Annotated in this window: 11 protein-coding genes and 1 pseudogene; all 12 read left to right on the forward strand. The window is 36.4% G+C overall.

Going from position 1 to position 15,073, the window contains the following annotated elements; genetic code table 11:
- Positions 1-4,317 (forward strand): PolC-type DNA polymerase III, encoded by a 4,317-nt coding sequence (locus JNUCC72_RS02345; protein ID WP_454144488.1) that lies wholly within the window; start codon positions 1-3, stop codon positions 4,315-4,317.
- Positions 4,318-4,418: 101 nt separating this feature from the next.
- On the forward strand, positions 4,419-4,892 hold the full coding sequence (gene rimP, locus JNUCC72_RS02350) for a ribosome maturation factor RimP (protein WP_454144490.1): 474 nt from the start codon (positions 4,419-4,421) through the stop codon (positions 4,890-4,892).
- A gap of 15 nt (positions 4,893-4,907) precedes the next feature.
- A complete protein-coding gene (gene nusA / locus JNUCC72_RS02355) occupies positions 4,908-6,017 on the forward strand; it encodes a transcription termination factor NusA (protein WP_454144492.1) in 1,110 nt (369 codons plus the stop codon).
- Between the two features lie 20 nt (positions 6,018-6,037).
- On the forward strand, positions 6,038-6,337 hold the full coding sequence (rnpM, locus tag JNUCC72_RS02360; protein ID WP_454144494.1) for an RNase P modulator RnpM: 300 nt from the start codon (positions 6,038-6,040) through the stop codon (positions 6,335-6,337).
- Entirely contained in the window at positions 6,334-6,648 is a 315-nt protein-coding gene (locus JNUCC72_RS02365) for a ribosomal L7Ae/L30e/S12e/Gadd45 family protein (protein ID WP_454144496.1), read from the forward strand. Before rnpM ends, JNUCC72_RS02365 begins: the two co-directional genes overlap by 4 nt.
- 175 nt (positions 6,649-6,823) lie before the next feature.
- Positions 6,824-9,172: pseudogene (infB, locus tag JNUCC72_RS02370) on the forward strand (translation initiation factor IF-2); the annotation flags it as partial.
- A gap of 14 nt (positions 9,173-9,186) precedes the next feature.
- The gene (gene rbfA / locus JNUCC72_RS02375) at positions 9,187-9,534 is read left to right on the forward strand and encodes a 30S ribosome-binding factor RbfA (RefSeq protein ID WP_454144498.1); all 348 of its coding nucleotides are present in this window, start codon (positions 9,187-9,189) and stop codon (positions 9,532-9,534) included.
- Positions 9,535-9,586: 52 nt separating this feature from the next.
- Positions 9,587-10,489 carry a tRNA pseudouridine(55) synthase TruB gene (truB, locus tag JNUCC72_RS02380; protein ID WP_454144500.1) on the forward strand — a complete coding sequence of 301 codons (903 nt, stop codon included), beginning with the start codon at positions 9,587-9,589 and terminating at the stop codon, positions 10,487-10,489.
- A 19-nt stretch (positions 10,490-10,508) separates the two neighbouring features.
- Complete coding sequence (gene ribF / locus JNUCC72_RS02385; RefSeq protein WP_454144502.1) at positions 10,509-11,453, forward strand: riboflavin biosynthesis protein RibF; 945 nt, start codon at positions 10,509-10,511, stop codon at positions 11,451-11,453.
- A 102-nt stretch (positions 11,454-11,555) separates the two neighbouring features.
- Complete coding sequence (gene hrcA / locus JNUCC72_RS02390) at positions 11,556-12,611, forward strand: heat-inducible transcriptional repressor HrcA (protein ID WP_454144504.1); 1,056 nt, start codon at positions 11,556-11,558, stop codon at positions 12,609-12,611.
- Positions 12,612-12,622: 11 nt separating this feature from the next.
- Positions 12,623-13,165, forward strand: a complete 543-nt coding sequence (grpE, locus tag JNUCC72_RS02395) for a nucleotide exchange factor GrpE (protein WP_454144506.1) — start codon at positions 12,623-12,625, stop codon at positions 13,163-13,165.
- 26 nt (positions 13,166-13,191) lie between these two features.
- The gene (gene dnaK / locus JNUCC72_RS02400) at positions 13,192-15,027 is read left to right on the forward strand and encodes a molecular chaperone DnaK (protein ID WP_454144508.1); all 1,836 of its coding nucleotides are present in this window, start codon (positions 13,192-13,194) and stop codon (positions 15,025-15,027) included.
- Positions 15,028-15,073 lie beyond the last annotated feature (46 nt).

The following is a 15,073-nucleotide window of genomic DNA, read 5'->3' on the forward strand; positions in this document are numbered from 1 at the left end:
ATGTCTAAAGAAAATCAACTATTTTTAAATTTATTGAATCAAGTTAAGTTTGATCAATTAGTTGCTGATGGATTTTCTGAAAATGATAGTTTTTACCAAGGTCAAATAAAAAAAGTGGATGTCTACCAACAAGAGAGAAAGTGGATTTTCCACCTTTTTTTTCCTAAAAAAATATCTTTTTCAGCTTATCGACTGTTGAAACAAGCAGTGACACAAGAACTTACTAACTTTGTGGAACCAGAATTGGTTGTTGCCTTCGGTGAAAAGTCAGATGCTATTGATCAAGACTATTATCAAGATATTGTCGAACATCATCTCACAAGTTCATCTATGATTAAGCGTATTTTATTGAATGCAAAATCTGATTATCAAAATCAAGTTTTAACTTTGAAACTAGAGAATGCAGTCAGTCAAGCTATGATTACAGATGACGTGCTAACTGAACTAAAAGAGTTGCTGCAACAATATGGTTTTTTAGTTGATCAAATTAAAACAACTGTGATTGATGAAGCGCAATCTTTAAAAAACTTGGACAGTCTGTTCCAACAGCAACAACAATTTGAACAATCGCTTGAGCAAGAAGCACACAAACAGCAAGCTGCACCGAAAAAGCAGGCCGTTACAAGTTCACAAACATCATTAGGTAATCCCATTTCACCTAAGTCACAATTTCAACAGTTGAAAGATGTTCAAGAAGAACAGCAAGATGTTGTTATTGAAGGACATCTATTTGATGTGGAAGTTCGCAGTTTGCGTAATGATAATAAGATGTTAATTGCCAAGCTAACAGATTATAGTGACTCAATTACAATTAAAAAGTTTCCTCGAAACCAGCAGGAAACAGCTGTTTTTGAAAACATCAAACCTGGGATGTGGGTCCGTGTTAAAGGACAAACCCAAAACGATAAATACAGCCAAGAATTGACTATCATGATTAGAGACCTTGAAGTTTTTGAAAAACCTGAACGTCAAGATACTTATGAGGGTGACAAAAGAGCCGAGCTACATCTTCATACAACGATGAGTCAAATGGACGCTACAAATTCGATCAAGGAATACGTTCAAGCTGCCGCTAGATTTGGTCATAAGGCAATTGCTGTAACAGATCATGCTGGTGCGCAAGCTTTCCCTGAAGCGCATGCAGCAGGTAAAGCAAATGATGTTAAAATTTTGTACGGACAAGAAGCTAATTTCGTTGATGATAGCAAAAATCTGCTCGTTCAAAATCCAGTTAGTTTAGATGCCCAATCTGCTGATTATGTTATTTTTGATGTTGAAACAACTGGACTTTCAGCTGTTTATGATCAAATTATTGAAATCGGTGCCGTTCGAATGAAAAACGGTGAAATTATTGAACGATTCGATGAATTTATTAATCCTCATGAGGCACTGTCGACAACAACGATTAATTTAACCAGCATTACGGACGATATGGTGGAACAAGCTGATGATGAAAAAGAGGTTCTAACGCGTTTTGTTAAGTTCATGTCAGGCGCCCAAGCAATAGCTGGACATAACGTCTCATTTGATATCGGCTTCTTAAATGCGGCACTTGTAAGGTCAGGATTTGAGAAGGTATCAATTCCGATTATTGATACGTTAGAATTATCTCGACTTCTTCACCCTGAACAAGGACGTCATACACTAGATACGTTGTCTAGAAAATATCAAATCACTTTAGAACACCATCACAGAGCTGATAGTGATGCTGAAGCAACTGGGTACTTATTGTACAAATTGATGACGGTTTTTGAAGACCAATTCGGTGAGACTAACCTAAACAATTATAATCAACATAAGAATCCACATTTAACCTATAAGAGAGCCCGTCCAAGTCATATGACTATTTTGGCAAAGACACAAGCAGGATTGAAAAACTTATTTAAGCTAATCTCAATGGCTAATGTCAAGTATTACTATCGAACACCTCGATTGCCTAAGTTCTTGCTTGATGATTATCGAGAAGGCTTATTAATCGGAAGCGGTTGTGCAGATGGCGAAGTATTCACTGCAATGATGCAAAAAGGTTATGAAGAAGCTAAGCAATTGGCTCAGTATTATGACTATTTAGAGATTCAACCACCAAGTGCTTACAGTTCTTTAATTGAACGTGAATTAATCCGTAATCAAGAAGATTTACAAGACATTTTAAAAAATATGATTAAACTTGGAGAAGAACTAGATAAGCCTGTCGTTGTAACAGGTGACGTGCATTATCTGAACCCAGAAGATCATATCTATCGTGAAATTTTAATTTCATCCATTAAAAGTAGTCCTTTACGTCATCAAAATCTTCCCGATTTACATTTCCGGACAACACAGGAAATGTTTGATGAATTTGACTTTTTAGACGAGCAGACAGCGTATCAAGTTATTGTTGCTAATCCTAATCAAATTGCTGAATCAACTGACGAAATTGTACCGGTTAAAGACAAACTTTATACACCAATCATGGAACATTCTGAAGAAGAAATTCGGGAATTATCTTACAATAAAGCTTACGAGTTATACGGCAATCCGCTACCTAAAATTGTTGAAGACCGAATTGAACACGAACTAAAAAGTATTATTGGGAATGGATTTAGTGTTATTTATCTTATTTCTCAAAAACTGGTATATAAATCGAACAAAGATGGCTATTTAGTTGGATCACGTGGATCTGTTGGGTCGAGTTTTGCAGCCACAATGACGGGAATCACAGAGGTTAATCCATTACCACCACATTATCGTTGTGGTAGTTGTAAGTATTCTGAATTTTATACCAAAGGTGAGTATGGTTCAGGATATGACTTACCTAACAAAAAGTGTCCTAATTGCGGTGAAGAGCTGGTAAAAGATGGTCATGATATTCCATTTGAAACTTTCTTAGGTTTTAACGGAGATAAAGTTCCAGATATTGACTTGAACTTCTCTGGGGATTATCAGCCTGTCGCGCATAATTACACTAAAGTGTTGTTTGGTGAAGACAGTGTGTTTAGAGCAGGAACTATCGGAACCGTTGCTGATAAGACGGCTTTTGGTTATGTTAAACACTACGAAGAAGAAAAAGAATTAGACCTTCGAACAGCTGAAGTTGAACGACTAGCCAAGGGGTCAACCGGAGTTAAGCGTACAACTGGTCAGCATCCGGCTGGAATTATTGTTGTACCTGATTATATGGACATTTATGACTTTACGCCAATTCAATATCCAGCAGATGATCAAAGTTCAACATGGAAAACAACTCACTTTGATTTTCATTCAATTCACGATAATATCTTAAAACTTGATATTCTAGGACATGATGATCCAACGATGATTAGAATGCTACAAGATTTGAGTGGGATTGATCCCTTAACCATTCCAACGAATGATCCGGGTGTGATGGCGTTGTTTTCTGGAACAGAGTCCATTGGTGTTACACCTGAACAGATTAATTCAAAAACGGGAACACTGGGTGTACCTGAATTCGGGACAAAATTTGTTAGAGGGATGCTTGAAGATACTAAACCAACGACATTTGCTGAGCTATTGCAAATTTCAGGGCTATCGCACGGAACTGACGTGTGGCTGGGTAATGCATCTGATTTAGTTGATAGTGGGCAAGTTACCTTGAAAGAGGTTATCGGATGTCGTGACAATATTATGCTTGATTTGATTCACTGGGGAATGGAATCTCAAACGGCTTTCCAAATTATGGAACGTGTGCGTAAAGGAAAAGGTATTCCTGATGAGTGGCAAAAGCTAATGCGTGACAATCCTAATATTCCGAGCTGGTACATTGACTCTTGTTTAAAAATCAAGTACATGTTCCCAAAAGCTCACGCGACAGCTTATGTTATGATGGCTTTGCGAATTGCTTACTTCAAAGTGCATTATCCAACGATTTATTATGCTGCATACTTTAGCGTGAGAGCGAGTGATTTTGACTTAGTTGCCATGTCAAATGGTAAAAACTCAGTTAAAGAAGCTATGCAAGAAATTAGTGCAAAAGGTAACGATGCAACAGCCAAAGATAAAAGTTTGATGACCGTTCTTGAGTTAGCTAATGAATGTCTAGAACGAGGTATTAAAATTAAAATGGTTGATGTTGAAAAATCTGCAGCCCAAGATTTTACTATCTTGGATGATCATACGTTACTCGCACCGTTTAACGCTGTTCCTGGTTTAGGGGACAATGTAGCCAAACAAATTGTTGCAGCACGAGCTGATAAGAAGTTTTTATCACAAGAAGACTTAGCAACAAGAGGAAAAGTTTCCAAGACAATCATGAGCTATTTTGAAGAAAATGGTGTTTTGGAAGGACTACCCGAACAGAACCAACTATCACTTTTTTAAATTGATTTGAAGGCCTGAATATGCTAGAATATAGTCATTGGATGGTTCTTAGTTCGAGTGAGCAGAAATGCTCACTCTTTTTATTGCAATAGGAGGATTATGTGGCTGAGATTACAGAAATTGTTGAATCTTTAGTTGCACCAATCGTTGACGAGAAAGGTTATGAACTTGTTGACGTTGAGTATATTAAAGAAAAATCAACACGTTATTTAAGAATTTATGTCGATAAAACTGGTGGAATTGATATTGAAGAAGTCGCACAGGTTAGTGAACAATTAAGCGAAAAGCTTGATGAACTCAATCCTGATCCTTTTCCAGAACCTTATATGTTAGAAGTCTCTTCTCCAGGTGTTGAAAGACCTCTAAAGAAAGAAAAAGACTGGGAAAGCGCGATTGGTGAATACATCAATGTTAGTTTATACCGTGCTTTTGAAGGCGAAAAAGTATACGAAGGTTTTTTAATTAGTAAAGACGAGTCATTCGTAACTTTAGAAATCAAAATTAAAACACAACGTAAACAACTCTCAATTCCAACGGATATTGTGGCTAAAGCAAGATTCGCAATTGAGTTTTAGAAGGGGACGTAGTTCATGTCAAAAGAAATGTTAAGCGCCTTTGAGGCACTTGAAAAAGAAAAAGGAATCAAAAAAGAAGTCATCATTGATGCCTTAGAAGCAGCGTTGGTTTCTGCATATAAAAGAAATTACAACAAAGCTCAAAACGTTGAAGTAACCTTTGACGAAAAGAAAAGCGATATCAAAGTATATGCTTTGAAAGAAGTTGTTGAAGAAGTTTTTGATGACAGACTAGAAATTAGTTTTCCAGATGCATTAAAAATCAACAAAGCTTATGAATTAGGCGATGTTTTAAAATTTGAAGTGACACCTAAAGACTTCGGTCGTATTGCTGCACAAACAGCTAAACAAGTTATTATGCAACGTGTTCGTGAAGCTGAAAGAACCAACATCTTTAACGAATATTCACAATATCAAGATGAAGTTGTACAAGGTGAAGTTCAAAGACAAGACAACAAATTCGTTTATGTTAATATTGGCCGTGTTGAAGCATTGATGTCACGTGCTGACCAAATGCCAAATGAAACTTATAAACCACATGACCGTATTAAAGTGTTAGTATCTAAAGTGGATAACACAACAAAAGGTCCACAAGTTTTTGTTTCACGTACACACGCTGATTTAGTTAAGCGTTTATTCGAACGTGAAGTTCCTGAAATCTACGATGGTACGGTGGAAATTGTATCTATCGCTAGAGAAGCTGGTGACCGTACTAAGATGGCTGTTCGTTCAGATAACAAGAATATCGATGCAGTCGGAACTTGTGTTGGTCAAAAAGGTGCCCGTGTTCAAACAATCGTTGATGAACTAGGTGGCGAAAATATGGACATCATTAACTATGAAGAAGATCCATCAGACTACATTGCCAACGCACTAAACCCAGCAGAAGTTATTGCTGTTCAATTCGACGAAGCACAAAACAGTTGTTTAGTGATCGTGCCAGATTACCAATTGTCACTTGCAATCGGTAAACGTGGCCAAAACGTTCGTTTAGCAGCTAGACTTACAGGATACAAAATCGATATTAAAGCAGAATCAGAAGTCGAATTTGTCGAAGATACTGAAGAAGCTAATACAAGCGAGGAAGTATCAACTGATAATCCTTCAGAAAATACTGAAGAATAATCTTTGAGTAGGTGGTAACTATGAAAAAACGTAAGGTTCCAATGCGTCGAGATTTACTGACTAATGAAATGGTACCTAAAAAAGAATTAGTACGCATTGTGTTAGACAAAGAAGGTAATTTGAGCATTGACCCAACTGGTAAAAAGCCAGGTCGTGGGGCCTATGTGTCATTGAAACCAGACAATATTCAAGTAGCTAAAGATAAACAAGTATTGAACCAATCTTTAAAAATTAAAGTGGATGATTCTTTTTACGATGAGCTGTTTGAATATGTTGAACATCAAAAAGCCAGACAAGAATTATTTGGAGATAACAAGTGATTGATAAACGTCAAAAAGTGTTAAACATGCTAGGATTAGCACAAAAATCTCAAAATTTGATCTCTGGAGCACCTCAAGTAATTGAAGGGATTCGAAACTCTTCGGTGCATTTGGTATTCTTAGCAACAGATACTGCTAAAAACAACCAAAAAGATATTACAAATAAAGCCAGTTACTATAAAGTACCAGTTATTACAGATTTTACGAGCCAAGACTTTGAACAAGCTATTGGCCGAAATCGTAAAATACTAGCGATTTGTGATAAGGGCTTTAGTAAAGCAATACAAAAATACTATAGTGAAGAAGTGTGATGCTGATGACAAAAACATAATCGGCATCGTGCTTGCTTTGCGGAAATAAGAAAGGAATGACCATTCTTTGACCTCAAATCAAAATAATAATCATTCAACAAACCAACAAAACGAGCATAAACCAACAAAAATTAAAATGAGTGCAGTTAGAAAACGCAATACTAACAGCAATAACAACCAAAACCAAGGTAACTCAAACAATTCTAACAATAACAAAAATGGTTACTCAAAAAACCGTAACAACAATAATCAAAGCCAAGATCGTCGCAATAACAGATCTAATTCAAACCAAAAGACTAATAATTCACCAAGACCTAAAGCAGGTTTAAAACACTTGGAAGAATTAAAAGAAAAACAACGCCAAGATACAAATAAAAAACCACGTAACAACAATCGTGGTGGACAAAATGGTCGTCCAAACAACAAGTCAAACGACCGCAACGGTAATCGTCCTTCAAATAATGGCGGTCGTCCAAATTCAAACAGTAACCGTCCTCAAAATAATAACGGTGGCGGAAATTATAAGAAAAATAACGATCGTAACCAAAAACCAGCACGTCGTAATACGTTACCAAATATTCCAGCAGCACCTGAACCAGTGCAAAACGAGTCTGAAAACCGTAACCGTAAACGTGTTGACCACAAGAAGAACGTTAACTCAAAGAATAACTGGCGCAACAACAAGAAAAAGAACAATAGACATCAAGAACAAAATGTTCACATTAAGAAGAAAAAACCAATGCCACAAAGAAAAGAAAAGCCATTGCCAGAAGTATTGGTTTTTGAAGACGGCATGAATGCACAAGATTTAGGTAAATTATTACACCGTGAACCAGCTGAAGTTGTTAAAAAGCTATTCATGTTAGGTGTTATGGTTAACCAAAATCAATCACTTGATAAAGATACAATCGAATTGATTGCAACTGATTATGGTATTGATTCAAAAGAAAAAGAACATGAAGATATCTCAGATATTGACAAAATCTTTGAAGCTGAAAATAGCAATACTGAAAATCAAACACCTAGACCACCAGTTATTACAATCATGGGACACGTTGACCATGGTAAGACAACCTTACTTGACCACTTGCGTAACACTCACGTTACAGATGGTGAAGAGGGTGGAATTACCCAACATATTGGTGCTTACCAAGTTGATAATGACGGTCGCTTAATCACTTTCTTGGATACACCAGGGCATGCTGCGTTTACAAATATGCGTGCTAGAGGTGCTGATATTACTGATATTATCATCTTAGTAGTGGCAGCTGATGACGGTGTTATGCCTCAAACTAAAGAAGCGATTAACCATGCCAAAGCTGCTGGTGTACCAATTATTGTGGCAGTTAACAAAATTGATAAACCTGATGCAAACCCTAACCACGTGATGGAACAATTGATGGGATATGAATTGATTCCTGAAGATTGGGGTGGATCAACAATCTTTGTTCCAATTTCTGCTAAAACTGGTGAAAACGTTGATGACTTACTAGAAATGATTCTATTACAAGCTGACGTGATGGAATTACACGCTAACCCAGAACAAAAAGCAGTTGGTACAGTTATTGAAGCACGTCTTGATAAAGGTAAAGGTTCAGTAGCTTCATTACTAGTTCAACAAGGAACACTTCGTGTAGGTGACCCAATTGTTGTTGGTAATACATTTGGTCGTGTTCGTGTTATGACTAACGACCGCGGTCGTCGTGTTAAAGAAGCACATCCATCAGAACCAGTTGAAATTACAGGTCTTAATGGTGTGCCAAATTCAGCCGATCGTTTCGCAGTATTTGAAGATGAAAAAACTGCTCGTGCAGCTGGTGAAGAACGTGCAAAACGTGCATTAGTTGAAGAACGTAACAACAATAGCCGTGTTACACTAGATAACTTGTTCGATACGATGAAAGAAGGCGAATTGAAACAAGTTGATGTTATTATCAAAGCCGATGTACAAGGTTCTGCTGAAGCTTTAGCTGGATCACTTCAAAAGATTGAAGTTGAAGGCGTTAAAGTTAATATCGTTTACTCTGGTGTAGGGGCTATTAATGAAAGTGATGTAACATTAGCTACTGCAAGTAATGCTATCGTTATCGGATTTAATGTTCGTCCAACACAACAAGTAAGAAAACAAGCTGAAACTGAAAACGTTGATATTCGTCTATATGGTGTTATCTATAAAGCTATTGATGAAATTGAATCAGCTATGAAGGGTATGCTAGATCCTGAATTCCAAGAAAAAGTTACAGGTAACTTAATTGTTCGTGAAACATTCCACGTTTCAAAACTTGGAACTATCGCTGGTGCATTCGTAACTAACGGTTCAATTCAACGTGATAGTGGTGTAAGATTAATCCGTAATGGTATTGTTATCTACGAAGGAAAATTATCTTCACTAAAACGCTTTAAAGATGATGCTAAAGAAGTAAATCAAGGCTTTGACTGTGGTTTGATGATTGAAAACTACAATGACATCAAAGTTGATGATGAAATTGAAGCTTATGTCATGGAAGAAGTTCCTGTTAAATAAAAGGGGGAATTCCAATGAAACACCGTATTGAACGTGTGCAACAAGAAATTTTACGTGAAGTCACAACAGTATTACGAAAAAACGTTAAAGACCCTAGAGTTAAAGACGTTACGGTTACTGATGTTGAACTAACGGGTGATTTATCTCAAGCTACTATTTACTATAGTATTTTGTCTGATAAGGCATCTGACAATCAAAAAGTTGAAGAAGGACTTAAAAAATCAACAGGTTTAATTCGTCACGAAGTAGGGCGTAATTTGACAACGTTTAAAGTTCCTGAATTAATCTTTAAAAAAGATGATTCTGTTGCTTATGGTGCCAAAATTGATGCTTTGATTCGTCAATTAAATCAAAAAGACTAAAAAACGCCATTTTATGGCGTTTTTTTTATAATAAAGGATGGTTAAGTAAGATATGTTAAGTGGTGTAATTGTTTTATATAAAACTAAGGGGATGACGAGTACCGACTGCGTTCGTGATATGCGTCGCGTTCTTCAAATGAAAAAAGTGGGTCATGGTGGTACTTTAGATCCATCAGTAGAAGGGATTTTGCCAATTGCGATTGGACAAGCAACTAAAATCATCGATTTGATGCAGACCCATGATAAAACGTATATTGGTGAAGCCATTTTAGGCTTTGAAACTGATACGGAAGACTTAGATGGTGAAGTGACGAAATCACAAGATGTTGAGACCCCCTATTCAGAAGAAGAAATTGTAGCAGCGATGGCACAACTAACAGGGGATGTTGAACAACTACCGCCAATGTATTCATCCGTTAAAATTAAAGGGCGTCGATTATATGATTATGCGCGAAACAACATTCCTGTTGAACGCCCAATTCGCCATATTAAGGTATCTAAATATGCCAAAATAGGACAATCTACTTACGATGAACAAAACAAGCAGCAACGATTTAAATTTGAAATTACTTGTTCAAAGGGAACTTATGTGAGAACACTAATTAAACAATTAGGCGATATTCTTGGCGTTCCTGCTGTTATGAGCTCATTGACCCGTGCTAAAAGTGCTGGATTCGGGTTGAAAGATGCTGTTTTATTAGAGACTTTAAAAGAACAACCTGAAAAAGCACCTGATTATGTGGTACCTCTTGAACGTTTCTTTGAAGATCAACCGGCTTACCATTTAAGCGATAAAGAGTTTGAAATGGTACAAAATGGTGCCAAACTTAAATTTCCAATTGACGTAGAACGTCTATGTTTGTATCATAATCGAAAAATAAAAGCGATTTACAAGAAAGACGTTAAACATCCGCCACTTTATCGTCCGGAAATGATGTTGCTTCAAAATAGTTAACCGATAAGGGAGGATAAGTATGCGTAGTTACGAACTAGATTATCCAGTTAATAATCAAATTGTCGAACCTCAAGGAATTGTATTGGTTCTTGGATTTTTTGATGGTGTTCATCTAGGTCATCGTCAATTAATTGAAAAAGGTCAAAAAGTTGCTCAAGAGCAAAACTTGAAATTAGCTGTTATGACAATGAATACGCACCCTAGCAAAATATATGGTCCAGCTGATGTTACTGTGCCGTTAATTACTACAACAAGTGAAAAACAGCAATTGATGAATGAAGCAGGGGTCGATATCTTCTATATTGGCAATTTCAATGGCCCGCTAGCTAAGGTTCAACCTGATGAATTTATCAACGATGTTCTGGTTAAATTAAATGTTAAAGCAGTTGTTGCAGGATTTGATTATACTTTTGGAAAAAAAGAAGTAGCTAATATGTCATTGCTAAAACAGTTAGCTCAAAATAAGTTTGATGTTTATGAAGTCGACAGTTACAACAAAGGTAATGAAAAAGTTAGTTCAACTCGAATTCGTCGATTGATCGAAAAAGGTGACGTCGATCAGGCTAATGAATTACTAGATTCAATTTATCAGACATCTGGACAAGTCGTTCATGGGTTCAAACGTGGCCGAAAACTGGGATTTCCAACGGCTAATATTGCTTCTAGTGAAGATAAAGTTGGCCTAGCCTCAGGTGCCTATACTGTTGAATTGAAGGTTCATAACCAATGGTATCAAGGGATGGCAAGTGTTGGTTATAACATTACGTTTGATGATGTGAAAGATTTATCCGTTGAAGTCAATATTTTTGATTTTGATGAAGATATTTATGATGAAATTGTTGATGTGAGATGGTATCACTATCTTCGACCAGAAGAAAAGTACCCCTCAATCGATGCTTTAATTGAACAATTGAACCAAGACGAAGCCAATAGCAAAGCCTATTTCAAAACCTTAAAAAAATAGCTTGATAATTTTAGCTGTCATCTTGACATTCTGCTATTTAGTTGTTATATTCTAATAGTTAGCACTCGTAATTTAATAGTGCTAATTCGAAGAGGTGACGCTATGTTATCAAAACGACAAGAACTAATATTAAAGATGATTATCAATGTCTTTAACAAGACACAACAGCCTGTTGGGTCAAAGACATTGATGGATGAACTAACGATTCAAGTTTCTTCAGCCACTATCAGAAATGAAATGGCTAAGCTTGAGGAATTAGGATTAATCGAAAAAACACATTCATCTTCTGGTCGTGTCCCATCAAATAAGGGATATCGCTATTATCTAGATTATTTATTACAGCCTACAGATATGCCAGAAAACTTGCATGAAAAACTGCAAATGGATTTTAATCATCAATTTCAAAAAATTGACGATATTGTATCTCGTTCGGCAAAAATATTATCTGATCTGACTAGTTATACAGCTTTTGTAGCTAGTCCAGAAATTCAGTTTTGCAGAATTACTGAATTTCGCATCGTGCCACTTTCTAATCATCAAATGATGGCAATTTTGGTCACCAGCGATGGCGACGTCAAAAATCAGCTTTATCGCTTACCTGAGGATGTATCGGGTAAAGAACTAGAATCATTAGTTGAGAAAATCAATACGGCAGTTAAGGGCAAAACTTTACATGAAGTATCAAGTTATTCTTCTGGGAAGTTCATGTCAATTCTCGGTATTGAAGAGGACACAGCTAGTTTGATTCTTCTTCAATTATTGAAGGATGTTTTCAAACCAACTGAAACTGATCAACTATTCGTTAATGGTGAGTTGAATCTCCTTAACAATTATTCTAGTTTTGATGACTTGGATAATTTGAAGTCACTTTATCAGTTGCTTAGTCATCCAGAGATATTTTCAGATTTAATTCATGAAAATAGTCTAAACAATCCAGCATTTTCAGTTCATGTCCGTTTAGGAGATGAGCTACCGCTTGATTTATTGAAAGACTACAGTCTATTGACGGCTACATATGAAGTCGGTGACTTTGGAAATGGAATTGTCGCTTTACTAGGGCCAACAAACATGCCCTATTCACAGATGATTAGTTTAATGAACTACTTCAAAGAAGAACTTGCAGATCAATTACTAGATTATTATAGCAAGTTTAGATAAGGAGGATGACAGTGTCTAACGAAGAAAAAGATATTAAACAAGAAAATACAACCGAAGAACCTGTTGAAGAAACAACGGAAGAAGTTGTTGAAGCAGAAGAACCTTCAGAAGTTGAAAAACTTCAACAAGAGCTTGAAGAAGCACAAGATAAATACTTGCGTTCACAAGCTGAAATCCAAAATATTCAAACACGTCAACAAAAAGAACTCGCTCAATTCAGTAAATATGAAGGTCAAAGCCTTGCAAAAGAAATTTTGCCAGCTTTAGACAATTTACAAAGAGCCCTACAAGTTCAAGCTGACGATGAGGCTTCAAGCCAATTGAAAAAAGGGATTGAATTAACTTATAACGCATTAATGAAAGCTTTAAATGATAAAGGTATTACAGAAGTTGAAGCAGAAGGTGCACCTTTTGATCCAAATTATCACCAAGCTGTCCAAACAGTTGAAGCAACTGAAAACCATCCAAAAGATACAGTTGTTGAAGTTTATCAACCTGGATACTTATTTAAAGATCGTATTTTAAGACCTGCAATGGTTAGCGTTGCAAACTAAGAAATTCGAAAGGAAGTTATTGATTTATGTCAAAAGTTATTGGTATTGATTTAGGAACAACTAACTCAGCAGTTGCTGTTTTAGAAGGTAAAGAACCAAAAATTATTGCAAACCCAGAAGGTAACCGTACAACTCCTTCTGTTGTTGCTTTTAAAGATGGTGAAATTCAAGTTGGGGAAGTTGCTAAAAGACAAGCAATTACAAACCCAGACACAATTTCTTCTATCAAACGTCACATTGGTGAAGCTGGTTACAAAGTAACTGTTGGTGACAAGTCATATACACCACAAGAAATTTCAGCAATGATTTTACAACACATTAAAAAATTCAGCGAAGATTACTTAGGTGAAGAAGTAACAGAAGCTGTTATTACAGTGCCTGCTTACTTCAACGATTCACAAAGACAAGCAACAAAAGATGCTGGTAAGATTGCTGGTTTAGATGTTAAACGTATTGTTAACGAACCAACTGCTAGTGCTTTAGCTTATGGTTTAGACAAAGCCGAAGAAGACGAAAAAATCCTTGTTTATGACTTGGGTGGTGGTACATTTGACGTTTCTATCCTTGAATTAGGTGACGGTGTATTCCAAGTACTTTCAACAAATGGTGATACTCACTTAGGTGGGGATGACTTTGATGAAGCAATCATGGATTGGTTGATTGCACAATTTAAAGACGAAAATGGTATTGACTTATCTAAAGATAAAATGGCATTACAACGTCTAAAAGATGCAGCTGAAAAAGCTAAAAAAGATTTATCAGGTGTAACAACAACTCAAATTAGCTTGCCATTTATCTCAGCAGGTGAAGCAGGTCCATTACACTTGGAAACAACTTTAACTCGTGCTAAATTCGACGAAATTACAGCTGAATTAGTTGAAAGAACAAGAATCCCAGTTGAAAATGCACTAAAAGATGCTGGACTTTCAAAAGATGAAGTTGACAAAGTTATCTTAAACGGTGGTTCAACACGTATTCTTTCAGTTCAAAAAGCTGTTGAAGACTGGACAGGTAAAAAACCTGATCACTCAATCAACCCTGATGAAGCTGTTGCCTTAGGTGCTGCTGTTCAAGGTGGTGTGATTTCAGGTGACGTTAAAGATGTTGTTCTTCTTGACGTAACACCATTATCATTAGGTATTGAAACAATGGGTGGCGTTTCAACTAAATTGATTGAACGTAACACAACAATTCCTACAAGTAAGTCACAAGTCTTCTCAACAGCTGCTGACAATCAACCAGCTGTAGACATTCACGTTCTTCAAGGTGAACGTCCAATGGCTGCTGACAACAAGACGCTAGGTCGTTTCCAATTAACAGATATTCCACCAGCACCACGTGGTGTTCCTCAAATCGAAGTTAAATTCGACATTGATAAAAATGGTATTGTAAATGTATCTGCTAAAGACTTAGGTACTCAAAAAGAACAAAAAATTACAATCCAAAGTTCATCAGGTCTATCAGATGAAGAAATTGAACGTATGACAAAAGATGCTGAAGAAAATGCTGAAGCAGATAAAAAACGTAAAGAAGAAGTAGACTTACGTAATGAAGTTGATCAATTAATCTTTACAACTGATAAGACATTGAAAGAATTAGATGGCAAAGTTTCTGAAGAAGAAGTTTCAAAAGCTAAAGAAGCTAAAGAAGCTTTAGAAAAAGCACAATCTGACAATGACTTAGAAGCAATGAAAGCTAAAAAAGATGAATTGAACCAAATCGTTCAAGATCTTACAACAAAACTATACCAACAAGCACAAGAAGCCCAACAAGCTCAAGGTGGCGAACAATCAGGTCAAGCAAACAACGATGACACCGTAGATGGTGACTTCCGTGAAGTAGACCCTGATAAAGATAAATAACAATTACGATGAAAAAGTCAAATTGTCAATTTGACTTTTTTCATTT

This window comes from Holzapfeliella sp. JNUCC 72 (assembly GCF_053668685.1).